General features: G+C 70.9%; 19 protein-coding genes. 10 read left to right on the forward strand and 9 right to left on the reverse strand.

Going from position 1 to position 22,331, the window contains the following annotated elements; translation table 11 throughout:
• Positions 1–245 precede the first annotated feature (245 nt).
• Together radA and disA are read left to right on the forward strand one after the other, a co-directional pair.
• On the forward strand, positions 246–1,655 hold the full coding sequence (radA, locus tag ACFWI4_RS36515; RefSeq protein ID WP_387205375.1) for a DNA repair protein RadA: 1,410 nt from the start codon (positions 246–248) through the stop codon (positions 1,653–1,655).
• A gap of 68 nt (positions 1,656–1,723) precedes the next feature.
• Positions 1,724–2,848 carry a DNA integrity scanning diadenylate cyclase DisA gene (disA, locus tag ACFWI4_RS36520; protein ID WP_037625884.1) on the forward strand — a complete coding sequence of 375 codons (1,125 nt, stop codon included), beginning with the start codon at positions 1,724–1,726 and terminating at the stop codon, positions 2,846–2,848.
• 105 nt (positions 2,849–2,953) lie between these two features.
• On the opposite strand, the gene ACFWI4_RS36525 is transcribed toward disA, so the two are convergent.
• Positions 2,954–3,805, reverse strand: coding sequence for a hypothetical protein (locus ACFWI4_RS36525; protein ID WP_387205377.1), 852 nt, complete (start codon positions 3,803–3,805; stop codon positions 2,954–2,956).
• A gap of 192 nt (positions 3,806–3,997) precedes the next feature.
• Between ACFWI4_RS36525 and ACFWI4_RS36530 the strand changes: the two genes are divergently transcribed.
• The 5 genes from ACFWI4_RS36530 to cseC all read left to right on the forward strand — a co-directional run bounded on the left by ACFWI4_RS36530 (position 3,998) and on the right by cseC (position 8,629).
• On the forward strand, positions 3,998–4,915 hold the full coding sequence (locus ACFWI4_RS36530; RefSeq protein WP_387205379.1) for an A/G-specific adenine glycosylase: 918 nt from the start codon (positions 3,998–4,000) through the stop codon (positions 4,913–4,915).
• A 254-nt stretch (positions 4,916–5,169) separates the two neighbouring features.
• Complete coding sequence (locus tag ACFWI4_RS36535; protein ID WP_339130720.1) at positions 5,170–5,709, forward strand: SigE family RNA polymerase sigma factor; 540 nt, start codon at positions 5,170–5,172, stop codon at positions 5,707–5,709.
• A complete protein-coding gene (locus ACFWI4_RS36540) occupies positions 5,697–6,347 on the forward strand; it encodes a hypothetical protein (RefSeq protein WP_385398784.1) in 651 nt (216 codons plus the stop codon). The genes ACFWI4_RS36535 and ACFWI4_RS36540 overlap by 13 nt, the downstream gene beginning before the upstream one ends.
• A gap of 19 nt (positions 6,348–6,366) precedes the next feature.
• Positions 6,367–7,071 (forward strand): two-component system response regulator CseB, encoded by a 705-nt coding sequence (gene cseB, locus ACFWI4_RS36545; protein ID WP_385398782.1) that lies wholly within the window; start codon positions 6,367–6,369, stop codon positions 7,069–7,071.
• Between the two features lie 16 nt (positions 7,072–7,087).
• Positions 7,088–8,629: a two-component system sensor histidine kinase CseC gene (gene cseC / locus ACFWI4_RS36550; protein ID WP_387205381.1), complete on the forward strand. Its 1,542-nt coding sequence runs from the start codon at positions 7,088–7,090 to the stop codon at positions 8,627–8,629.
• A 261-nt stretch (positions 8,630–8,890) separates the two neighbouring features.
• Here cseC and ACFWI4_RS36555 read toward each other — a convergent pair whose 3' ends face one another.
• Complete coding sequence (locus tag ACFWI4_RS36555; protein WP_387205383.1) at positions 8,891–10,504, reverse strand: MDR family MFS transporter; 1,614 nt, start codon at positions 10,502–10,504, stop codon at positions 8,891–8,893.
• A gap of 170 nt (positions 10,505–10,674) precedes the next feature.
• Between ACFWI4_RS36555 and ACFWI4_RS36560 the strand changes: the two genes are divergently transcribed.
• Positions 10,675–11,286, forward strand: a complete 612-nt coding sequence (locus ACFWI4_RS36560; RefSeq protein ID WP_387205385.1) for a TetR/AcrR family transcriptional regulator — start codon at positions 10,675–10,677, stop codon at positions 11,284–11,286.
• Positions 11,287–11,503: 217 nt separating this feature from the next.
• Here the strand turns inward: ACFWI4_RS36560 and ACFWI4_RS36565 are convergent, their stop codons facing one another.
• Positions 11,504–12,157 carry a M23 family metallopeptidase gene (locus ACFWI4_RS36565; RefSeq protein ID WP_387205387.1) on the reverse strand — a complete coding sequence of 218 codons (654 nt, stop codon included), beginning with the start codon at positions 12,155–12,157 and terminating at the stop codon, positions 11,504–11,506.
• Between the two features lie 558 nt (positions 12,158–12,715).
• On the opposite strand from ACFWI4_RS36565, the gene ACFWI4_RS36570 reads away from it, so the two are divergent.
• On the forward strand, positions 12,716–15,847 hold the full coding sequence (locus tag ACFWI4_RS36570) for an NACHT domain-containing protein (protein WP_387205389.1): 3,132 nt from the start codon (positions 12,716–12,718) through the stop codon (positions 15,845–15,847).
• A 98-nt stretch (positions 15,848–15,945) separates the two neighbouring features.
• Here ACFWI4_RS36570 and ACFWI4_RS36575 read toward each other — a convergent pair whose 3' ends face one another.
• Positions 15,946–18,471: an ATP-dependent Clp protease ATP-binding subunit gene (locus tag ACFWI4_RS36575; protein WP_103552418.1), complete on the reverse strand. Its 2,526-nt coding sequence runs from the start codon at positions 18,469–18,471 to the stop codon at positions 15,946–15,948.
• Positions 18,472–18,901: 430 nt separating this feature from the next.
• On the opposite strand from ACFWI4_RS36575, the gene ACFWI4_RS36580 reads away from it, so the two are divergent.
• A complete protein-coding gene (locus ACFWI4_RS36580) occupies positions 18,902–19,495 on the forward strand; it encodes an SCO3374 family protein (protein WP_387205391.1) in 594 nt (197 codons plus the stop codon).
• Here the strand turns inward: ACFWI4_RS36580 and ACFWI4_RS36585 are convergent.
• The 5 genes from ACFWI4_RS36585 to ACFWI4_RS36605 all read right to left on the reverse strand — a co-directional run bounded on the left by ACFWI4_RS36585 (position 19,474) and on the right by ACFWI4_RS36605 (position 22,011).
• Positions 19,474–19,809, reverse strand: a complete 336-nt coding sequence (locus ACFWI4_RS36585; RefSeq protein WP_339130713.1) for an Lsr2 family protein — start codon at positions 19,807–19,809, stop codon at positions 19,474–19,476. The two genes, ACFWI4_RS36580 and ACFWI4_RS36585, sit on opposite strands and share 22 nt — an antisense overlap.
• A gap of 228 nt (positions 19,810–20,037) precedes the next feature.
• Positions 20,038–20,607, reverse strand: coding sequence for an amino-acid N-acetyltransferase (locus tag ACFWI4_RS36590; RefSeq protein ID WP_385398763.1), 570 nt, complete (start codon positions 20,605–20,607; stop codon positions 20,038–20,040).
• 9 nt (positions 20,608–20,616) lie between these two features.
• A complete protein-coding gene (locus tag ACFWI4_RS36595; RefSeq protein ID WP_387205394.1) occupies positions 20,617–21,033 on the reverse strand; it encodes a BlaI/MecI/CopY family transcriptional regulator in 417 nt (138 codons plus the stop codon).
• Positions 21,034–21,227: 194 nt separating this feature from the next.
• Positions 21,228–21,413: a hypothetical protein gene (locus tag ACFWI4_RS36600; RefSeq protein WP_328554209.1), complete on the reverse strand. Its 186-nt coding sequence runs from the start codon at positions 21,411–21,413 to the stop codon at positions 21,228–21,230.
• Positions 21,414–21,426: 13 nt separating this feature from the next.
• Positions 21,427–22,011, reverse strand: coding sequence for a hypothetical protein (locus ACFWI4_RS36605; RefSeq protein WP_387205396.1), 585 nt, complete (start codon positions 22,009–22,011; stop codon positions 21,427–21,429).
• Positions 22,012–22,331: the final 320 nt, after the last annotated feature.

The raw sequence follows: 22,331 nt of genomic DNA on the forward strand, positions 1-22,331 counted from the left end.
CTATGGCACTCCATGGCAGATGGGACGGCTCCGGGCCCGCGCGGGGCCCGGTCGCGCGGGGGTGGGAAGGGGGCACGGGGGCTCTCGGGCGCGGCCGAAACCAGGGCGAGGGCGCGGCTGGGGCAGGGACGGAGCCAGGGCGAGGACGGGCCGGAGACGGCCCGGGCGGGGGTGGCGGAGCCGGGGCGGGGCGGGGTCGTACCGGCGCGTGCCGGGTTGTCAGTGGGTCCGGCTACGGTTCGGTCATGGCTGCCCGTACGAAATCCGCGAAGGACCGGCCGTCCTACCGCTGCACCGAGTGCGGCTGGCAGACGGCCAAATGGCTCGGCCGCTGCGCCGAGTGCCAGGCATGGGGGACGGTCGAGGAGTACGGCGCGCCCGCCGTGCGCACGACCGCGCCGGGCCGGGTCACCACCTCCGCGCTGCCCATCGGGCAGGTCGACGCCCGTCAGGCCGCCGCCCGCAGCACTGGCGTGCCCGAGCTGGACCGTGTCCTCGGCGGGGGTCTCGTCCCCGGGGCCGTCGTCCTCGTCGCGGGCGAGCCAGGCGTCGGCAAGTCCACGCTGCTGCTGGACGTGGCCGCCAAGTCGGCGAGTGACGAACACCGCACCCTGTATGTGACGGGCGAGGAGTCGGCGAGCCAGGTGCGGCTGCGCGCAGACCGCATCAAGGCGATCGACGACCACCTCTATCTCGCCGCGGAGACCGATCTGGCGGCGGTCCTCGGCCACTTGGACGCGGTGAAGCCCTCGCTGCTCATCCTGGACTCCGTGCAGACCGTGGCCTCCCCGGAGATCGACGGCGCGCCCGGTGGCATGGCGCAGGTCCGCGAGGTGGCGGGCGCGCTCATCCGCGCCTCCAAGGAGCGCGGCATGTCCACCCTGCTCGTGGGCCATGTCACCAAGGACGGGGCGATCGCGGGCCCCCGGCTGCTGGAACACCTCGTGGACGTCGTCCTGTCCTTCGAAGGCGACCGGCACGCGCGCCTCCGGCTGGTGCGCGGGGTCAAGAACCGCTACGGGACGACGGACGAGGTCGGCTGCTTCGAGCTGCACGACGAGGGCATCACCGGGCTCGCCGACCCGTCGGGGCTCTTCCTCACCCGCCGTGCCGAGCCCGTCCCCGGCACCTGTCTGACCGTCACGCTGGAGGGCCGCCGTCCCCTGGTCGCCGAGGTCCAGGCGCTCACGGTGGACTCCCAGATCCCCTCCCCGCGCCGGACGACCTCCGGTCTGGAGACCTCCCGCGTCTCGATGATGCTCGCCGTCCTGGAGCAGCGGGGCCGGATCAGCGCCCTCGGGAAGCGGGACATCTACTCCGCGACGGTCGGCGGCGTGAAGCTCTCCGAGCCGGCCGCGGACCTCGCCGTCGCGCTCGCCCTGGCGTCCGCCGCCAGTGACATCCCGCTGCCCAAGAACCTCGTGGCGATCGGCGAGGTGGGGCTCGCGGGCGAGGTCAGACGGGTCACGGGGGTCCAGCGCAGGCTGGCCGAGGCCCACCGGCTGGGCTTCACGCACGCCCTCGTACCCAGCGATCCGGGCAAGGTCCCGGCAGGGATGAAGGTCCTGGAAGTGGCCGACATCGGCGCCGCTCTGAGTGTCCTTCCTCGCTCGCGTCGCAGAGAGGCCCCACGGGACGAGGAGCAGCGCCGGTAGACTTTGCCCTGGTCTCGCCCGTCCGTACGAAACGAGGGCGACCGAAAACCTGCGACCGGAGGAGTGCAGTGGCAGCCAACGACCGGGCAGCAGCTCCCGGAAAGTCCGGCGGGAGCTCCGGTGCCGATGGCCTGATGCGCGCCTCACTGAGCGCCGTGGCACCCGGCACGGCACTGCGCGACGGGCTCGAGCGGATCCTCCGGGGCAATACGGGCGGACTCATCGTGCTCGGCTCCGACAAGACCGTCGAAGCGATGTGCACGGGTGGATTCGTCCTGGATGTCGAGTTCACCGCGACCCGGCTGCGCGAGCTGTGCAAGCTCGACGGCGGCATCGTGCTCGACAAGGACATCACCAAGATCCTCCGGGCCGGTGTGCAGCTCGTGCCCGACCCGACGATCCCGACGGAGGAGACGGGCACCCGGCACCGCACGGCGGACCGGGTGAGCAAGCAGGTCGGCTTCCCCGTGGTCTCGGTCTCGCAGTCGATGCGCCTGATCGCGCTGTACGTGGACGGGCACCGCCGGGTCCTGGAGGACTCGGCCGCGATCCTCTCCCGCGCCAACCAGGCCCTCGCGACCCTGGAGCGCTACAAGCTGCGCCTGGACGAGGTCGCGGGCACGCTGTCGGCGCTGGAGATCGAAGACCTGGTCACCGTGCGGGACGTCTCCGCGGTCGCCCAGCGGCTGGAGATGGTGCGCCGCATCGCCACCGAGATCGCCGAGTACGTGGTGGAGCTGGGCACGGACGGACGTCTGCTGACCCTCCAGCTCGACGAGCTGATCGCCGGCGTCGAGCCCGACCGCGAGCTGGTCGTCCGGGACTACGTTCCCGAGCCGACCGCCAAGCGTTCCCGCACGGTCGACGAGGCACTGTTCGAGCTGGACGCGCTGAGCCATGCCGAGCTTCTCGAACTGTCCACGGTGGCCAAGGCGTTGGGATACACCGGCTCCCCCGAGGCACTGGACTCCGCGGTCTCTCCGCGCGGTTTCCGTCTGCTCGCCAAGGTGCCGCGTCTGCCGGGCGCGATCATCGACCGGCTCGTGGAGCACTTCGGCGGGCTCCAGAAGCTGCTCGCCGCGAGCGTGGACGACCTCCAGACGGTCGACGGCGTGGGCGAGGCGCGGGCGCGCAGCGTCCGCGAGGGCCTGTCCCGTCTCGCGGAGTCGTCGATCCTGGAGCGTTACGTCTAGGTCCTGTCCGGTTCCGGGAGCCGGGGCGTCGTACCCGGAGGCCGGGGGTGCTCCCCGGCCGGGGTGCCCGGCCCTGGGACGGGCAGTGCCCGGACGGGCCGGGGCTCAGTCCTTGGACAGGACGAACGACGTCTGCGCCTTCGCCAGTCCCGGCGCCTTCGCCTCGACCAGGTAGGTGCCGGCGGGGGCCGACCCCGAGGGGGGCGTGGCGCACGAGGGGGCTCCGGGCTTGCGGTCCCACTTCACCGTGTGGACGGTCTGGTCGTGGGCCGGTACGCGGAAGAGGATGCCAGCGGGGTCCTTCGGGCAGTCGTCGGAGGCCCAGATGTCCTTGTCGCTCCCGGACTGAGTGATCGTCAGAACCGTGCTCTTCGGGCCGAGATCGACCTTGCAGTCGCTGCCCGAGGTGTTCTTGGCGACGATCTGGATCTCGGGCTGCTCTCCGGGCGCGTAGCTGTTGTGCACGCTCTTGAGCGTCAACTTCACATCGCCCGGGGTGCAGTTGGGGACGGTGGAGCCGGCCGGGAGCCGGTCGGCCGCCCCGCCGCCGTTCTTGGCCCCGTCGTCGGAACCGCCTCCGGCGCTCCCGCCGGACGCGGTGGAGCCGTCGCCCGAGGAGTCGCCGCCGGAACCGTCACCGGTGCCGTCCGACCCTCCGCCGCCGTCGCTCCCGCCACCGCCTGAGCCGCCGCCGTTGTCACCGCCGCCGCCCGACTCGTCGCGTCCGCCCGGGTGTTGACTGATCGCGGGGCCCGTACCCGAGGGCCCGGGCGTGATCGAGGAGGCGGGATTCTTGCCGTTCGACCCGCCGGCGGTGTTGTGTCCGCCGCCGCCTCCGGTGCCGACCACCCAGACGGTGAGCAGCGCCAACAGCCCTAGTACGGACAGCAGAACGGCCCTCCGACGCCAGTAGATGGTGGAGGGTAGCGGCCCGACCGGATTGCGCAGAGATCCCACGGCGCAAACTCTACGAGAGATCGGCCGGGCGGCAGGCCCCACCCGCCGCCCCGGCGGCAACTTTTCCGGATCATCATCCAGGCGGACATCCATTCCGGCATCCGCACGGCCGCCGGATGCGGTCTTTCACCACCGCCCGCCCCCGGAGTCGTCCCCGTATCCCCACCGCCGCATGGCAGGATCGACATCGTCATGACTGCACCCACCAAGCCCACCGGGCCCCTCCGCAACGCCCCCGGCGAGGACCTCCACATCCCCGTCATCGCCTGGTTCGACGAGCACGCCCGGGATCTGCCCTGGCGGCATCCCGACGCCGGCGCCTGGGCGGTGATGGTCAGCGAGTTCATGCTCCAGCAGACGCCGGTCAACCGCGTCCTGCCGGTGTACGAGCAGTGGCTGGCCCGCTGGCCGCGCCCCGCCGACCTGGCGCAGGACGCGCCCGGCGAGGCCGTCCGGGCCTGGGGGCGGCTCGGCTACCCGCGCCGCGCCCTGCGTCTGCACGGCGCCGCGGTTGCCATAACGGAACGGCACGGCGGCGACGTACCGACGGATCACGCGCAGTTGCTGGCCCTGCCCGGCATCGGGGAGTACACGGCGGCGGCGGTCGCCTCGTTCGCGTACGGCCAGCGCCATCCCGTGCTGGACACGAACGTCCGCCGGGTCTTCGCCCGTGCCGTCACCGGTGTGCAGTACCCGCCGAACGCCACCACCGCCGCCGAGCGCAGGCTCGCCCGGGCGCTGCTGCCCGAGGGCGAGGGCACGGCGGCCCGCTGGGCCGCGGCCTCCATGGAGCTCGGCGCGCTGGTCTGCACGGCGAGGAACGAGACGTGCCACCGCTGTCCGATCGCCGACCGGTGCGCCTGGCGGCTGGCCGGCAAGCCCGAGCACGACGGGCCGCCGCGCAAGGGCCAGACGTACGCGGGCACGGACCGCCAGGTGCGCGGCAAGCTGCTGGCCGTCCTGCGGGAGGCGCACGCGCCCGTTCCGCAGAGCGCGCTCGACCGGGTGTGGGACGAACCGGTGCAGCGGGGGCGGGCGCTGGACGGACTCGTCGCCGACGGTCTGGTCGAACCGCTTCCCGGCGGTCTGTATCGACTGCCTCTCACCTAGCGCAGACGTCATAACCGGATCAACCGGGACATAGGACCACCTCCCTTTACCCCGAACTGACAGCCGTTACACAACCGACGGACAGCCGAGTGCTGGCCGCAGGCTGTCTCGGACAACCCCGTGACAACGCGTCCGTAGCTTCAGTGCCGTACCGCAAGGAGGTGCCGCCCGACCGGCGGCGACCGAGCGGCGGTTCGCAGGCAACGGACAACCGGCAGCAAGCGGGTCGGAAACGGGGACGGAGGCGGTTGATCATGGCGCACGGCGAGGTGCTCGAATTCGAGGAGTACGTCCGCACTCGGCAGGACGCGCTGCTGCGCAGTGCCCGCCGCCTGGTCCCCGACCCGGTGGACGCCCAGGACCTGCTCCAGACCGCGCTGGTCCGGACGTACGGCCGCTGGGAGGGCATCGCGGACAAACGTCTCGCCGACGCCTATCTGCGCCGGGTGATGATCAATACGCGGACCGAGTGGTGGCGGGCCCGCAAGCTCGAAGAGGTGCCCACCGAGCAGCTGCCGGACGCGTGCGTGGAGGACGCCACCGAGCAGCACGCCGACCGCGCGCTGCTGATGGACATCATGAAGGTCCTGGCACCCAAGCAGCGCAGTGTCGTGGTGCTGCGACACTGGGAGCAGATGTCCACCGAGGAGACGGCCGCCGCGCTCGGCATGTCGGCCGGAACGGTCAAGAGCACGCTGCACCGGGCGCTGGCCCGGCTCCGCGAGGAGCTGGAGAGCCGCGACCTGGACGCCCGCGCGCTCGAACGTGAGGAGCGGGAGCGTTGCGCGGCCTAGGAGTCCGGGCCAGAACGGCCCTGAAGGCGGGGAGTTCGGCGGTGGCCGCGCTCGCCGCCCTCGGCCTTTTCCTGACCGCGTGCGCCACCGGCGGCACCGGTGCCCGTGACGAGGGGCCGGCGGGCACGGACGGAGTCGCCAAGGGCAGCATCAAGCCCGTCGTCTCCGGCTCGCCCTCCAAGGCCGCCGAACGCGTGGACGCGGTCAAGATCGTCAAGCAGGACCCGACGGTCAGCGCCGCGGTCAAGCGCGATCTGAAGCCCTGCGTGGCCGACGAGTACCCGGTCGACGTGTCGTACGGGAACCTGACCGGCGGGTCCGCGAACGACGTCGTGATCAACGTGATGACCTGTGCCGACGCCGTGGGTGTCGGCAGCTACGTCTACCGCGAGGAGAACGGCCGGTACCAGAATGTCTTCAAGGCCGAGGAGCCGCCGGTCTACGCCGAGATCGACCGGGGCGATCTGGTGGTCACCCAGCAGCTGTACAAGAAGGGCGACCCGGTGTCGTACCCGTCCAGCGAGGAAGTGATCACCTACGGCTGGTCCTCGACGCGCTTCGTCGAGCAGTCCAGGATCCACAACGACTACAGCAACGCGGTGGGCGGCTCCAACTCGTCCGCCCCGGACGCGAACTGAGAACGGGCGGAGCAGCCGGATGGCAGAGCAGACCCACGTCCTGTTCGTCGAGGACGACGACGTCATCCGCGAGGCGACACAACTCGCCCTGGAGCGCGACGGCTTCGCGGTCACGGCCATGCCCGACGGGCTCTCGGGCCTGGAGGCCTTCCGCGCCGACCGTCCCGACATCGCCCTGCTGGACGTGATGGTCCCCGGGCTCGACGGTGTGTCGCTGTGCCGCCGCATCCGTGACGAGTCGACCGTGCCGGTCATCATGCTGTCCGCGCGCGCCGACTCGATCGACGTCGTGCTCGGCCTGGAGGCCGGCGCCGACGACTATGTGACCAAGCCCTTCGACGGTGCCGTGCTGGTCGCCCGTATCCGCGCGGTGCTGCGCCGGTTCGGGCACGCGAGCGGCGGCGCGGCGGCGGCCGAGGACGCCGCCCCGGTGGAGGGCGGAGTGCTCGTCTTCGGCGAGCTGGAGATCGACACCGAGGGCATGGAGGTGACCCGGAGCGGCACGCCGGTGGCGCTGACGCCCACCGAGATGCGGCTGCTCCTGGAGTTCTCGTCCGCGCCGGGGACGGTGCTGAGCCGGGACAAGCTGCTGGAGCGCGTGTGGGACTACGGATGGGGCGGGGACACACGGGTGGTCGACGTCCATGTGCAGCGACTGCGGACGAAGATCGGCCAGGACCGGATCGAGACGGTCCGCGGCTTCGGCTACAAGTTGAAGGCCTGAGGGCGCCGTGCGGGGGATGTTCGGGCGCCCGGCTCCGGGGACGCCCGCGGCCGCGGGGCGGGTACGGATTCCGGGCGGACGCGCGGCAGCGGGGGTCGGTGTGAGAACGGTTTCGCGCGAGGGCGCCGGCACGGGTGCGGGCCGGGGCGAGGTCCTCGGCGGGGGACCCGGCCTCGGCGCGACGAGCGGCAGGGGCAGGGGCCGCGGTATCGGCATCGGCATCGGCATCGACCGGCGCACGGATTCGGGTACGAGCATCCGTACGGGCATCCGCTGGAAGCTCAGTACGGCGATCGCCCTGGTCGGCGCGCTGGTCGCGGTGGCGCTGAGCCTGGTCGTGCACAACGCGGCCCGTGTCTCGATGCTGGACAACTCGCGCGACCTGGCCGACGAGCGCATCCAGCTCGCCGAGCGCATGTACGGGCCGGGCAGGCCGCCGCCGTTCGGGGCGAAGATAGACGATCCCTCCATTCCGTCGGACCTGATGGTGAAGGTCGCGGAGGGACGGCGGGCGACCTACGTCTCCGACAGCCCGAACGGCGTGCCGGACATCTGGGCCGCCGTACCGCTGAGGAACGGCCAGGTGCTGTCCTGGCACGAGCGTTTCACGGACCGCAACGCGGACGTGATGAAGGACCTCGACCAGGCGCTGGTGATCGGCTCGATCGCCGTCGTCTTCGGCGGCAGCGCGCTCGGGGTGCTCATCGGCGGCCAGTTGTCGCGCCGGCTGCGCAAGGCGGCGGCCGCGGCGAACCGGGTGGCCAAGGGCGAGACGGACGTACGGGTACGGGACGCGATCGGCGGTGTCGTGCTCGACGAGACCGACGACCTGGCGCGGGCCGTGGACGCCATGGCCGACGCGCTCCAGCAGCGCATCGAGGCCGAGCGCCGGGTGACCGCCGACATCGCGCACGAGCTGCGCACCCCGGTGACCGGACTGCTCACGGCGGCGGAGCTCCTGCCGCCCGGCCGCCCCACCGAACTCGTCCGCGACCGCGCGCAGGCCATGCGCACCCTCGTCGAGGACGTGCTGGAGGTGGCCAGGCTCGACGGGGCCTCCGAGCGGGCGGAGTTGCAGGACATCATGCTCGGCGAGTTCGTGGCCCGGCGCATCGCCGCCAAGGGCGCGGACGTCGAGGTGCGGGTGGTGCACGAGTCGGAGGTCACGACGGACCCGCGGCGGCTGGAGCGCGTGCTGCTCAACCTCCTCGCGAACGCGGCACGGCACGGCAGACCGCCGATCGAGGTCACCGTCGAGGGCCGGGTCATCCGGGTCCGCGACCACGGGCCGGGCTTCCCCGAGACGCTCCTCGCGGAGGGTCCGAGCCGGTTCCGTACGGGGAGCACCGACCGTGCGGGCGACGGCCACGGCCTCGGTCTCACCATCGCCGCGGGCCAGGCCCGGGTCCTGGGCGCCCGGCTGACCTTCCGCAACGTACGGCCCGTCGGGGCGCCGGGGGGTGTGCCCGCCGAGGGGGCGGTCGCGGTGCTGTGGCTGCCGGAGCACGCACCGACGAACACAGGGAGCTTCCCGATCCTGCCGCCGACGGGGAAGTAGCCCGGGCGGGGGCGGCCGGGGCCTCGGCCCGGGCGGGGCAGCGGGTTAGGGCTATGTCCCAGGCCGGGCAGCGGGTTAGGGCTGTCGAGCTGCGGGCTGCGCATACAGGAGAAGGCCCGGCCCCGTCGGCCGCGCGCGGGAAAGGCCCCCGGCCAGGCCCGGTGCGGGTCGCGTGTACGGGAGAAGGCCCCCGGGGCGGACACGCCGGGGGCCTTCGTCGAGATGCGGTGCGGGTCCGGGTCCGGGCCCGCCCCGGTCAGGTCAGACCGGCTCCGCGAGCGGGACCTGGGGCGCCTCGTCCGGGGCCTCGCCCTCGCCCGGCTTGGACGATCCCGCTCCCTTCAGCGGGACCTCCTTGACGAACACCGCCGCGACCAGCGCGAGCACGGCGACCACGGAACCGAGCAGGAACGCGGAGTGCGTACCGGCGGACACCGCGTGCTGGTAGGCGTCCCGGGCGGCGGCCGGCAGCTTCGCCAGGCTGGCCGCGTCGAGCTGGGCCGACTTCTCGGTCGTCTTGGAGCCGAGCGCCCCGGCCCGCTCGGCCATGACGTCCTGCACCCGGTGGTTGAACAGGGCGCCCATGATGGCGACGCCGAACGACGAACCGAGCGTACGGAAGAGGGTCGTGGACGAGGACGCGACGCCCATGTCCTTCATCTCGACGCTGTTCTGCGCGACGAGCATCGTGATCTGCATCAGGCAGCCCATGCCCGCGCCGAGCACCGCCATGTACAGGCCGGAGGTGAACCGCGTCGTCCCGGTGTCCATCTGCGAGAGCAGGAACAGGCCGCTGATCATCAGCACGCTGCCGACGAGCGGGAAGACCTTGTAGCGGCCGCTGTTGGTGGTGACGCGTCCGGCGACCATCGACACGGCGAGCATGGCGCCGAGCATGGGCAGGAGCAGCAGACCGGAGTTGGTGGCGGACGCGCCCTGCACGGACTGCTGGTACAGCGGCAGGAAGAGCACCGCACCGAACATCACGAAGCCGGTGATGAAGCCGATCGTCGACATGAGCGTGAAGTTGCGGCTGCGGAAGATGTGCAGCGGCATGACCGGCGCGGCGGCCTTGGTCTGCCAGAAGACGAAGCCGACGAGCGCGGCGACGCCGATGCCGGTCAGCTCCATGATCCGCGCGGAGCCCCAGGCGTACTGCGTGCCGCCCCAGGTGGTGACGAGCACGATGGAGGAGATGCCGAGGGCCAGCAGGGCGGCACCCAGGTAGTCGATCTTCGCCTGGACGCGCTTCTTGGGCAGGTGCAGGACGGCACTGACCGCGATCAGCGCGACGACGCCGAGCGGCAGGTTGATGTAGAAGGACCAGCGCCAGCCCCAGTGGTCGGTGATGGATCCGCCGACCAGCGGGCCGAGGATCATGGCGAAGGCCATCACGCCGGCCATCATGCCCTGGTACTTGCCGCGCTCACGGGGCGGGATCAGGTCACCGATGATCGCCATGACGCCGACCATCAGACCGCCGGCGCCCAGACCCTGGACGGCGCGGAAGCCGATGAGCTGCCCCATGTCCTGGGCCATGCCGCTGAGGGCGGAACCGATCAGGAAGATCACGATCGAGGTCATGAAGGTGCCCTTGCGACCGTACATGTCGCCGAGCTTGCCCCAGATCGGGGTGGAGGCCGCGGTGGCGAGGGTGTAAGCGGCTACCACCCAGGTCAGGTGCTCCAGTCCGCCCAGCTCGCCGACGATGGTCGGCATCGCCGTGCCCACGATCATGTTGTCCAGCATCGCGAGCAGCATCGCGATCATGAGCGCCATCAGGACGACCCGTACGCTCCGCTGCTGTTTCCCGCCCCCGGCCGGTTGCCCGGCCTCTTCCGCGGCCGGCGCGGCCGCTTTCGTCTCGTCCGCCATCGTTCCCACTCCCCTGAGTACTTCTGCGCGGTCCCACTACTTACTTGCCGACCGGCAAGCTAGCTACACTCAGGAAAATAGACCCGTAACTAGCCGGGCGTCAAGTAAGTAGCACTGGTTCTGCCTGCCGGTCGACAGGTAAGTTTCAAGGGAGCGCGAGGATTACAAGGATGGGCGGCACCATGGACGGCACCAAGCGACAGCGCCGGGGCGACACTCGGCAGCGCATCCAGGACGTAGCCCTCGAACTCTTCTCCGAGCAGGGTTACGAGAAGACCTCGCTGCGTGAGATCGCCGAGCACCTCGACGTCACCAAAGCGGCGCTCTACTACCACTTCAAGACCAAGGAAGAGATCCTCATCAGCCTGTTCGAGGATCTGACCCGGCCGCTCGACGAGCTGATCGAGTGGGGCAAGCAGCAGCCGCACACCCTGGAGACCAAGCAGGAGGTCCTGCGCCGCTACAGCGACGCCCTGGGCGGAGCCTCCCCGCTCTTCCGCTTCATGCAGGAGAACCAGGCGACGGTACGCGAGCTGAGCATCGGCGAGACCTTCAAGGACCGCATGATCAGCATGCTGGAGATCATCAAGGAGCCCGGGTCGGCGCTGACCGACCAGGTCCGCTGCATCAGCGCGCTCTTCACGATGCACGCCGGCATGTTCGTGCTCAAGGACGTCGAGGGCGACCCGGAGGACAAGCGCAAGGCCGTCCTGGAGGTCGCGATCGACCTGGTGACCCAGGCCCACGCGGGCGCCGCGGCTCACGGGGCCGGGGCTTCCTGACGCCCTGACGCCCGTCCCGGAGCACGGGGCCGGAGCCTCCGACCCCGGTTCCTCGCGACCCCGGCTCCTCGCGACCCCGGTTCCCGCCGGCGCCGGCGGTGCTTGCGGGTACACGAAAGCGGAGCCCCGGCACCGTTTCCGGTGCCGGGGCTCCGCCCTGGTCTCCGCTCCGGCCGTCCGGGCCGGTGCTTCACGCCGGATCACCGGCGTGAGCGGGTCAGACAGTGACACCCATGCTGTGCAGGAACGTCACGGGGTTGATGGCCGAGCCGTAGTTCGGGGTCGTACGGATCTCGAAGTGCAGGTGCGGGCCGCTGGAGTTACCCGTGTTGCCGGACAGGGCTATGTGCTGGCCGGTGGTGACGACCTGGCCGACGCGCACGTCGATGCGCGACAGGTGGGCGTACTGCGAGTACTTGCCGTTGGCGTGCTTGATGACGATGGCGTTGCCGTACGCCGGACCGTCACCGGCGCCGTTGGGGCCGACCTTCACGACGGTGCCGCCGTGGGCCGCCATGACGTTGGTGCCCTGCGGCACGGCGAAGTCCTGGCCGGAGTGCTTGTGGGCCCACATGCCGCCGGCCTGGTCGAAGGTGGCGGACAGCGTGTACTTCGCGACCGGGTCGATCCAGGAGGCGGCCTTCTTGGCGGCCGCCGCCTTCTTCGCCGCGGCGGCCTTCGCCTGGACCGCGGCCTGCGTGTGCACCGCGTCGGCCGCGGTGACGGTGGCGCTGGTGCTGACGCCCGTTTCGGCGGCGGTCGCGACCCCTGCGCCCAGCACGACCGAGGCACCGAGGCCGACGGCCAGGACGGCCGCCCGAGTGCGGACCATGGACGTAAGGGACTTGCGGGACGTGACGCGCTTCGACATGAATACCTCGTGGAGACGGGGACGGGGGCTTGAACAACCACTCCGGTGCGGTGCTGGCCACCGAGCGGGCCATTCATTGGTAACCCGGCCCCCCGGCCGCACTCAAACCCCCCATCTACGGCCTGAAGTAGTACTTCATCGCAAAACTTCACGAACCTTGACACCTCGGACATCAGGCGAAGGATCTTGCCCCTTTGGTCCGTTTTCCAGGGTTTAACCCCACTTCAGGCCTGCACATCCCTTGCTAAACCTGCCTCGGGCCCCGCCGTCCGCACGCCCTGCCGAGAGTCCCTTCCGGCCCGGGCCAAAGGTCCCGTTTGTCCGATTTCGCGTATCCACTACTCGCCCTAGTACCGGAGAAAACGCCTGTGCCTCATGTCACCGGCGGGCCGGTTCCGGGACCCCCTGAATGTGACGCGGGCTACCCCTGCGGCCCCTGCTTTCAAGGGCCTTGAGGAACCGACGGCCCCTCCCCGGACGTCCCACGTCACGGCCGCGCCGCCCGCCTGACGAACCCCACGGCCGCCCCGCCGGCCCAACCCCTCCCGGGAGATCGTCATGGACCCGTTGACCGTCGGCACCCGCCTCGCCTCCAGCGTCGCCGCACCCCTGGTCAGGAAGCTCTTCGTGGCCGAGGGCCCGGGAGCGGGGCTCGTGGACAGACCCGTACGGATATCCGCGCTCGTCTCCTTCAGGGGCGAGAGACGGACCCTCGGGGAGAAGGACCTGGCCGGGCTCGTGGCCACCCTGGTCGGCCGGGCGCTGCGCGGCGGGGAGCGCCCCTTCCCCGCCGACGAGGAACAGGCCGTCGTCCACGCCCTCACCGCGACCCTGCACGCCCTGGGCGACCTCACCATGACGGACGTCCAGGCGGTGGAGCTGGGCCACCGGGCGCTCGCTCTGCGGCTGCGCGCGGCCGCCGGCGACCCCGGCCGTGACCTGTCCTTCGACGCGGCCGTGTTCGCCGAGGGGCTGCTCGACACCGCCTGTCTGCACGTCCTGCACTTCTTCACCCAGCGCTCCGTCTTCGTCCCCCGCACCCTGGTGGAGCAGAGCCGCAGACAGCGCGAGCTCATCGCCAAGGTGGACGCGCTGATCGCCCGCACTCCCGTGACCGGCGGCACCGACCAGGCCTTCGAGCAGCGCTATCTCGCGCACACCGCCACCCGGCACGGTCAACTCACCATCCACGGCATCGATCTCGTCGACTCCCCCGAGCGCTGGCCCCTGGACGCCGCCTACCTCAGCCTCCGAGCCCTGCGCCCCGAGGAGGACGAGGAGACCGCGGCGCCCGGGGGCGTGCCCATCGCCGCCGCCGGGTCCGCGCTGCCGGCCGACCAGGCCCTGTCCGAACAGGACCTCGTGCTGCTGCGCGGGGCCGCCGGTTCCGGCAAGACCACGCTGGTGCAGTGGCTGGCGGTGACCGCGGCACGCGGGGAACGGGGAGACCGCATCCCCTTCGTCCTGCCGCTGCGCACCCTCGTCCGCCGCCCCGACGGCCTTCCTGCCCCCGACGCGTTCCTGTCCGCCGTCCGGATCCCCTTCCACGCGACCCAGCCCGACGGCTGGTCCGACCGGGTCCTCGGCCAGGGCCGCGCCCTGCTGCTCGTCGACGGGCTCGACGAGATCCCCGAACGTGACCGCGAGCACACCCGCCGCTGGCTCCGTGAACTCCTCGACGCCTACCCCGGCAACCAGTGGCTGGTCACCTCCCGCCCCTCGGCCGTACGGGAGGACTGGCTCGCGTCCGACGGATTCACCGAACTCGTCCTCCCGCCCATGAGCGGCGACGACGTGACCGCCTTCATCCGGCGCTGGCACGCCGCCGCCCGCCCGGACGCCTCCGGCCCGGACCGCCTCGACGACTACGAGCGCACCCTCCTCGACGCCGTCCGGACCAGACCCGACCTCGGCCGCCTCGCCACCAACCCGCTGATGTGCGCCCTGATCTGCGCGCTGCACCGCGACCGGCGGGGCTATCTGCCGCGCGGGAGACAGGAGTTGTACGACGCCGCGCTCTCCATGCTGCTGTCGCGCCGGGACGAGGAGCGCGACATGTTCGCCACCGGCGACGGCCACGACGGCGTCCACCTCACCGAACCGCCGCAGATCCAGCTCCTTCAGCGGCTCGCCTACTGGCTGGTCCGCAACAACCGGTCGGAACTGGACCGGGGCCGCGCCGAACGCATCGTCGCCGACCTCCTGCCCTCCCTTCCGGCGGCCGCCGCGCAGGGCGACGCCCCACGGATCCTGCGTCATCTCGTCCTGCGCAGCGGCCTGCTGCGTGAACCCGCCCAGGACACCCTGGAGTTCGTCCACCGCACCTTCCAGGACTACCTGGCCGCCAAGGCCGCCGTGGAGGACGGGGACTTCGGGCTGCTGGTGCGCAACGCCGGGGAGTCCCAGTGGGCGGACGTGATCCGGATGGCCGTCGCCCACGCCCGGCCACGCGAACGGGCCGAACTGCTGGGCGCCATGACGGAGGCGGCGGCACGCCTCGACGGGGCCGCCTCGACCCGCGTACGGCTTCTCGCCCTGGCCTCGCTGGAACACGCCACGCAGCTCGCGCCCGAGGTGCGGGCCGCCGTGGAGGGCGACGCGGCCCCGCTCATCCCCCCGAGGTCGTCGGCCGGGGCCCGTGCCCTGGCCGAGGCCGGCCCCCTCGTCCTGGAACTGCTGCCAGGACCCGAGGGGCTGACGGAGGCCGAGGCCCGGGGTGTCGTGGTCACCGCCTCACTGATCGGCACCGACGCGGCCATCCCCGTACTGGCGCGCTTCCGCAAGCACCCGGCCCTGCCGGTGCGGGCCCAGCTCGCCTGGGCCTGGCACCGGTTCGACACCGGGCGCTACGCGGCGGAGGTCATCGCCGAACTGGATCCGGCGGACCTGTACTTCACCGCGCACTCGCCGGCCCAGCTCCGCGCGCTGCGTGAACTGGGCGGCCGGCCGAGGCTTCAGCTCGTCGGGGACATCGGCTCCGACGAACTGCGCTCCTGCCTGGAGTCCGAAGGCCTGACCCATCTGCTGCTGCGGAACAACGACCGTCTGCGGGACCTGGACTTCCTGGCCGGGCAGGGGCGGCTACGGCAGCTCGGCCTCGACCGGTGCACCCGGGTCGAGGACCTCGCGCCCCTCGGGGACCTGCCGTTGCGCAGGCTGTCCGTGCTGTCCCGGCAGGGCCGGACCCCTCCGCCCCGCGGTCTGGCCGCGCTGAGCTCGCTGCGCGAGCTGAACCTCGGCCACCGGCTCGCGGGCCCGTCCCTGAGGGAGGGCCTCCCGGCGGACTCACCGCTGGAGATCCTCTCCTTCGGGCAGGACGTCCTGCGGGAGACCGGGCTGCGGGGGCTGGGCCACTGGCGGTCGCTGCACACGCTGTGGCTGAGCCGGGTCCCCGGAGAGCTCGGCCCGGACGACTGGTCCGAGGCCGCCGCCCTGCCCGGGCTCCGGGAGCTGCGCGTGCACCGGGCCGCCCTGGAGTCCCTCGCCCCGGCGCCCCCGCTGCCCGGCGTCGAGCACCTGGAACTGAGGAAACCGGCGGGGAACGAGGATCTCTCGTGGCTGAGGGCGCTGCTGCCGAATCTGCGGACGGTGGATTTCGTCCTCTCCTCCGACACCGGCACCGTTCCTGAACGGCTCTCGGCCCAGTTGCCGGGCGTGCACAGGGCGACCAGGACCCAGAGCGTCCTGTGACGCTCCACGGCCGGCGGGATCGCCCGTGACGGCATGGAAAAAGGGGCTGCCCCGGGACCGGAGTCCCGGGGCAGCCCCTTCTCAGGCGGACCCTTGGGTCACGCCTCCTTGCTCAGGTTGGGACCGGCGCCGCCGGCCGCCTGCTCGATCGGCGGGACGTCGGGCAGAGCCGACTTCTCCTCACCCCGGAAGGTGAAGGTCTTGGCCTCGCCCTCGCCCTCCGTGTCGACGACCACGATGTGGCCGGGACGCAGCTCGCCGAAGAGGATCTTCTCGGAGAGGACGTCCTCGATCTCGCGCTGGATGGTCCGGCGCAGCGGCCGGGCGCCCAGCACGGGGTCGTAGCCCTTCTTCGCGAGCAGCGACTTGGCGGTCGGGCTGAGCTCGATGCCCATGTCCCGGTCCTTCAGCCGCTCGTCGACCTTGGCGATCATGAGGTCGACGATCTGGATGATGTCTTCCTCGGTCAGCTGGTGGAAGACCACCGTGTCGTCGACACGGTTGAGGAACTCGGGGCGGAAGTGCTGCTTCAGCTCCTCGTTGACCTTGGCCTTCATCCGGTCGTAGTTCGTCTTGACGTCGCCCACGGCCGCGAAGCCGAGGTTGAAGCCCTTGGAGATGTCCCGGGTGCCGAGGTTGGTCGTCATGATGATGACCGTGTTCTTGAAGTCCACGACCCGGCCCTGGGAGTCGGTCAGACGACCGTCCTCCAGGATCTGCAGCAGCGAGTTGAAGATGTCCGGGTGGGCCTTCTCGACCTCGTCGAAGAGGACGACGGAGAACGGCTTGCGGCGGACCTTCTCGGTCAGCTGGCCGCCCTCTTCGTAGCCCACGTAGCCGGGGGGCGAACCGAAGAGACGCGAGACCGTGTGCTTCTCGCTGAACTCCGACATGTCGAGGGAGATCAGCGCGTCCTCGTCACCGAAGAGGAACTCCGCGAGGGTCTTCGACAGCTCCGTCTTACCGACGCCCGAGGGGCCGGCGAAGATGAAGGAACCACCGGGACGCTTCGGGTCCTTCAGACCCGCTCGCGTACGGCGGATCGCCTGCGAGAGCGCCTTGATGGCGTCCTTCTGGCCGATGACCCGCTTGTGGAGCTCGTCCTCCATGCGCAGCAGACGCGAGGACTCCTCCTCGGTCAGCTTGAAGACCGGGATGCCGGTGGCGGTGGCCAGGACCTCGGCGATCAGCTCGCCGTCGACCTCGGCCACGACGTCCATGTCGCCGGCCTTCCACTCCTTCTCGCGCTTGGCCTTCGCCGCCAGCAGCTGCTTCTCCTTGTCGCGGAGAGAGGCCGCCTTCTCGAAGTCCTGGGAGTCGATGGCCGACTCCTTGTCGCGGCGCACGCCCGCGATCTTCTCGTCGAACTCGCGGAGGTCCGGCGGTGCGGTCATCCGGCGGATGCGCATCCGGGAGCCCGCCTCGTCGATCAGGTCGATCGCCTTGTCGGGGAGGAAGCGGTCCGAGATGTACCGGTCGGCGAGCGTCGCCGCCTGCACCAGGGCCTCGTCGGTGATGGACACACGGTGGTGGGCCTCGTACCGGTCGCGCAGACCCTTGAGGATCTCGATCGTGTGGGGGAGGGAAGGCTCCGCCACCTGGATCGGCTGGAAGCGGCGCTCGAGGGCCGCGTCCTTCTCGAGGTGCTTGCGGTACTCGTCCAGCGTGGTGGCACCGATGGTCTGGAGCTCACCGCGGGCCAGCATCGGCTTCAGGATCGAAGCGGCGTCGATGGCGCCCTCGGCGGCACCCGCACCGACCAGCGTGTGCAGCTCGTCGATGAACAGGATGATGTCGCCGCGGGTGCGGATCTCCTTGAGGACCTTCTTCAGGCGCTCCTCGAAGTCACCGCGGTAGCGGGAGCCGGCGACCAGCGCGCCGAGGTCCAGGGTGTAGAGGTGCTTGTCCTTGAGGGTCTCGGGCACCTCGCCCTTGACGATGGCCTGGGCGAGGCCCTCGACGACGGCGGTCTTGCCGACGCCGGGCTCGCCGATGAGCACCGGGTTGTTCTTCGTGCGGCGGGACAGCACCTGCATGACCCGCTCGATCTCCTTCTCGCGCCCGATGACCGGGTCGAGCTTGGACTCACGAGCGGCCTGGGTGAGGTTCCGGCCGAACTGGTCGAGGACCAGGGACGTGGAGGGGGTGCCCTCGGCAGGACCACCGGCGGTGGCGGTCTCCTTGCCCTGGTAGCCGGAGAGCAGCTGGATCACCTGCTGCCGCACCCGGTTGAGGTCTGCGCCCAGCTTGACCAGGACCTGGGCGGCGACGCCCTCGCCCTCGCGGATCAGGCCGAGCAGGATGTGCTCCGTGCCGATGTAGTTGTGGCCCAGCTGAAGGGCCTCGCGGAGCGAGAGCTCCAGGACCTTCTTGGCACGGGGGGTGAAGGGGATGTGGCCGGAGGGGGCCTGCTGGCCCTGGCCGATGATCTCCTCCACCTGCTGGCGGACCGCCTCGAGCGAAATCCCGAGGCTCTCCAGGGCCTTAGCGGCGACACCCTCACCCTCGTGGATCAGGCCCAGGAGGATGTGCTCGGTGCCGATGTAGTTGTGGTTGAGCATCCGGGCTTCTTCCTGAGCCAGGACGACAACCCGCCGCGCGCGGTCGGTGAACCTCTCGAACATCGTTAATCGCTCCTCAGAGCGGTCAGGCAGTAAGGGGACGCTCCCCTCCCTGTCCTTCCGCAGCTTAGTCCCGCAAGCGGGGACCGCTCATTCCAACTGCCGACACCGTCCTTGGCCTCCTGACCCCGAACGCCGACATCTGCTCCAACCTGATGGTGCGAGACGATGTTCCCGCAGGCCAGGCAGATACCCTCTCCCGCTGTACGCCGATGGCGAACGTGAGATGCCGAGGCCCTGCGTGTCGCCCCTCCCACTAGGCATGTCTTACCCGCGCGCACTGACAGTCCATGCCGCGCGCACCGGTTCCCTCCGCTACGGGCGAACACCGATACCCGGGCGAGCGCTTCCGCACGCCCCCGTTTCCGGAACGCTGTGCGGTCGGGTGGACGCCCAGCGTAACTTCGGGTGCCTTCTCGCGGTTCCTCGTTGCATGGTTGCCACCGTCCCTGTGCCCCGTCGGCCGTTCGATCCGGGTGATCCGGTCGATCCGGTGTGCCGGTGGTACGAGAACGAACTGGGCTGGGCGGCAGTGCCCGGAGTGCCGGTACGGCTGGTCACGGGGCTGCGCTTCGACGTCCTTGAGGTGCCGGCGGAGGCGGGGTTCCCCGCGCTGCGGCATCTGGGGCCGGGTTCCCCGGTGGTTCTGCACGGGGACCGGATGCGACTGCTGGTGGCCGCGGGGAGCGCGGAGGAGCTGCCGGGGCTGCTCGACTGGCTGGAGTGGGGCACTCTCGCGCTGGATCTCACGGGGATCGGCGCGGACGGGAGCATCGAGGCTCCGCCGCCCACGGCCGGCCCGGAGACGGGGAGTGGCCCACGAGGGGCCACCCGCTGGCTGCGGCCCCCGGAGCCCGGCCGTGCGGTGGAGACGGCGTTGCCGACACTGTCGGCGCTGGGCCGTGGGGCCGTCGGCGGGGGCGTTGGGGGCGCCCCCGATCTCGTACGACTGGTGCAGACGATGGCGACGCAGTGCCACCGCGTGAGGCTGCGGCAGACGTGCGCTCAGCCGTTGGCGGTCTCGTAGGCCTCGCGGATGGACGCGGGAACTCGGCCGCGGTCGTTGACCTCCAGGCCGTTCTCCTTCGCCCAGGCGCGGATCTGCGCGGTGTCCTGGCTGCCGCCGGAAGCGGCGCGGGCCTTTCCGCGGCCGCCCGAAGCGCGGCCCCCGGTACGACGGCCACCCTTGACGTAGGGGTCCAGAAGGCCACGGAGCTTGTCCGCATTGGCGGTCGTGAGATCGATTTCGTACGTCTTGCCGTCCAGCGCGAACGTCACGGTCTCGTCCGCCTCGCCACCGTCGAGGTCGTCGACAAGAAGGACCTGAACCTTCTGTGCCACCGGATTTCCTTTCATCGATAACTTCAGGGCAAGGAGGGCCCCGCGGCGTCCGCCGTTTCGCCGTCCCTTGTTATATGCAGTACTGCACTACGTCGGAAAGCAAACCGCTTTTGCTGGAAAAACACAAACCCCTGGCGGAGACTCACGTGACTCCGCCCGCCCGGAAACGTGCGCGTTTCGGACATAGGGAACGCGGGCAAGGCACTCCGGCGGAATAGCCGGCCGCGATCACAGATGCAGAAGCATCCGGCTGTTGCCCAAGGTGTTCGGTTTCACTCGTTCGAGACCGAGGAACTCCGCGACGCCCTCGTCATAGGAACGCAGGAGCTCGGCGTAGACATCGGTGTCGACGGGTGTCTCACCGATCTCCACGAAGCCGTGCTTGGCGAAGAAGCCGACTTCGAAGGTCAGACAGAAAACCCGTCGAACGCCGAGCCAGCGGGCGGTCTGGAGCAACTTCTCCAGCAACTGGTGACCGACGCCCATGCCCTTGACCGTGGGGTTCACCGCGAGAGTGCGGACTTCGGCGAGGTCTTCCCACATGACGTGCAGGGCTCCGCAGCCGACCACCTCGGCGTTGTCGTCGCGTTCCGCGACCCAGAACTCCTGGATGTCCTCGTAAAGGGTGACGGTGGCTTTGTCGAGCAGGATACGGCGGCGCACGTTCGCGTCGAGGAGTCGTCGTACGGCCGCGACATCGCCGGTCCTGGCCCGCCGGACGGTGACGGCTTTTGCGGTGACTTCGGGATGCTCCGCCGGAAGCTCTGCCGGAACCTCCGCGGGATGCTCTGCTGACATGAGCGGACGCTATCGCCCTGAGGCGTCCCCGTCGGCGGCGGGGTTCTCGTCGGAGGGCTCGGGCGCCGGTGGCCTTTCGACGGCTCCGGCGGCTTGCGGTTCGGGTCCTTGCACGATGCGCATGGCATCCCTGAGGGCCACCCGCTGTTCCTCGCTCATCATCCCGAAGAAGGCGACGAGAGCGGCCGCGGGGTTGTCGCTCTGCGACCAGGCGTCGTTCATGAGTGCCGCCGAGTAGGCGGCCCGTGTGGAGACGGCCTCATATCGATAGGCCCGGCCTTCCGCCTCGCGGCGCACCCAGCCCTTCTGATGGAGATTGTCCAAAACGGTCATCACCGTGGTGTAGGCGATGGACCGTTCCTGTTGAAGGTCTTCCAGGACTTCCCGAACGGTCACCGGGCGGTTCCACTTCCACACCCGCGTCATGACCGCGTCTTCGAGTTCTCCCAATGGGCGAGGCACAGTTCAGAACAATAGTGGGAGATGGTCAACAAAAAGGGCGTACGACTCGAAGGACGCAGGAAACGTCCGAGTCGTACGCCGCCGACAGCGTCGTCCGGTACGGGGCGGGAGCGCGCCGGGGCCGGCCCGGCGGGTACGCCCGGGGCCGCCCAGGGGGCTCAGGCCCCGGCGTCCTTGGGGGCCGAGGCCTGCTGGGCGGCCTCCACGCGCGCGAGGGCGGCGTCGACGACGCCGTCCTCCTTGGCCTTGTTGGCCCCGCCCTGACTCTTCACGATCGTCACGATGAGCCCGATGAAGAACACGGCCATCACTACCGGGGGCACGAGCGCGGAGACGTAGTCCATGTCTCCAGAGTAGCTAGCCCGCCGCGAGCTGATGCGGCGGGTCGGCCGGAGGCGGGCCGGGCTTGCGCCTCGGCGGGAAGACCTCGCCGGGGGTGGGGACGGGCCGGTCCGGGCGCGGCGGCCTGGGCTGCTCCCCCGGCGCGGGCCTGCGGTCGGGCTCCTCGGCCGCGCGGCCGCCGGGCAGGGCCAGCAGCCGGGTGCGGGACGCGGGCACCGAGGCGACCGCGCGGCCCGCGAGCCGGGCGCGCACGTCCTGCTCGGCGAGGACCCGGCAGCGTTCCAGGAGGACCGCCGCCACGGGGTTTCCGCGCAGCGCTCGGAGCGCGGCGAGGTCGTCGGGCTCGGGCCGGTACCCGGAGGCGAGGACCTCCTCCAGGAGGGCGAAATAGCCGGCGGCGGTGCCCGGCAGCGCGGCCCGGTAGCGGACGAGGTCGGCCAGCAGGAAGGCCCGGAGCCTGGCCCCCTCGCGGGCCGCCTCGTCGAGGGACTCGGCGAGGCGGAGGCAGTCCTGGACGTCCTCGGCCGAGACGGGGCTGGGGTGCAGGGCGAGGGCGAGGGCACGACGGAGCACACGCAGCTCCTCCGCGCCGAACGCCATACCGCCGTGGGATCCGTAGGGCGTGGGCATGGGGCGACGATACGTGCTAATCAGACAAAATCCGCATAGCGGACGAAATATGGCGCGTCCTGATTTCCTCAAGGGTTCTTCGAGGCTTCCTCGAACGCGGCGATGGGAAGTCGGCGATGGGAAGCCCGGGACCGGCAGCGCGCGACCGGAAGCCCCAGGGAGGGAACACCCCGTGGCGGGCGCCTTCGGCGATGGTGCGGAATTCCGTCCTGGATTCCGCGGGAACCCCAAGTTCCGCCGAGTCCCGCCGCCGCGAACGCCGGAGGGGCCCCGCGGTCGCGGGGCCCCTC

This window comes from Streptomyces sp. NPDC127038 (genome assembly GCF_042725875.1).
Taxonomy (GTDB): Bacteria; Actinomycetota; Actinomycetes; order Streptomycetales; family Streptomycetaceae; genus Streptomyces.

What these genes read in the sequence shown, in the direction of transcription:
- cseC (WP_387205381.1), top strand. Translation starts at nt 7,088, where the DNA reads ATGTTCGGGCGCCCGGCTCCGGGGACGCCCGCGGCCGCGGGGCGGGTA.
- ACFWI4_RS36560 (WP_387205385.1), top strand. Translation starts at nt 10,675, where the DNA reads ATGGGCGGCACCATGGACGGCACCAAGCGACAGCGCCGGGGCGACACT.
- cseB (WP_385398782.1), top strand. Translation starts at nt 6,367, where the DNA reads ATGGCAGAGCAGACCCACGTCCTGTTCGTCGAGGACGACGACGTCATC.
- ACFWI4_RS36580 (WP_387205391.1), top strand. Translation starts at nt 18,902, where the DNA reads ATGGTTGCCACCGTCCCTGTGCCCCGTCGGCCGTTCGATCCGGGTGAT.
- ACFWI4_RS36600 (WP_328554209.1), bottom strand. Translation starts at nt 21,413, where the DNA reads ATGGACTACGTCTCCGCGCTCGTGCCCCCGGTAGTGATGGCCGTGTTC.
- ACFWI4_RS36535 (WP_339130720.1), top strand. Translation starts at nt 5,170, where the DNA reads ATGGCGCACGGCGAGGTGCTCGAATTCGAGGAGTACGTCCGCACTCGG.
- ACFWI4_RS36555 (WP_387205383.1), bottom strand. Translation starts at nt 10,504, where the DNA reads ATGGCGGACGAGACGAAAGCGGCCGCGCCGGCCGCGGAAGAGGCCGGG.
- ACFWI4_RS36575 (WP_103552418.1), bottom strand. Translation starts at nt 18,471, where the DNA reads ATGTTCGAGAGGTTCACCGACCGCGCGCGGCGGGTTGTCGTCCTGGCT.
- ACFWI4_RS36530 (WP_387205379.1), top strand. Translation starts at nt 3,998, where the DNA reads ATGACTGCACCCACCAAGCCCACCGGGCCCCTCCGCAACGCCCCCGGC.
- ACFWI4_RS36590 (WP_385398763.1), bottom strand. Translation starts at nt 20,607, where the DNA reads ATGTCAGCAGAGCATCCCGCGGAGGTTCCGGCAGAGCTTCCGGCGGAG.
- ACFWI4_RS36605 (WP_387205396.1), bottom strand. Translation starts at nt 22,011, where the DNA reads ATGGCGTTCGGCGCGGAGGAGCTGCGTGTGCTCCGTCGTGCCCTCGCC.
- ACFWI4_RS36570 (WP_387205389.1), top strand. Translation starts at nt 12,716, where the DNA reads ATGGACCCGTTGACCGTCGGCACCCGCCTCGCCTCCAGCGTCGCCGCA.
- radA (WP_387205375.1), top strand. Translation starts at nt 246, where the DNA reads ATGGCTGCCCGTACGAAATCCGCGAAGGACCGGCCGTCCTACCGCTGC.
- ACFWI4_RS36595 (WP_387205394.1), bottom strand. Translation starts at nt 21,033, where the DNA reads ATGACGCGGGTGTGGAAGTGGAACCGCCCGGTGACCGTTCGGGAAGTC.
- ACFWI4_RS36565 (WP_387205387.1), bottom strand. Translation starts at nt 12,157, where the DNA reads ATGTCGAAGCGCGTCACGTCCCGCAAGTCCCTTACGTCCATGGTCCGC.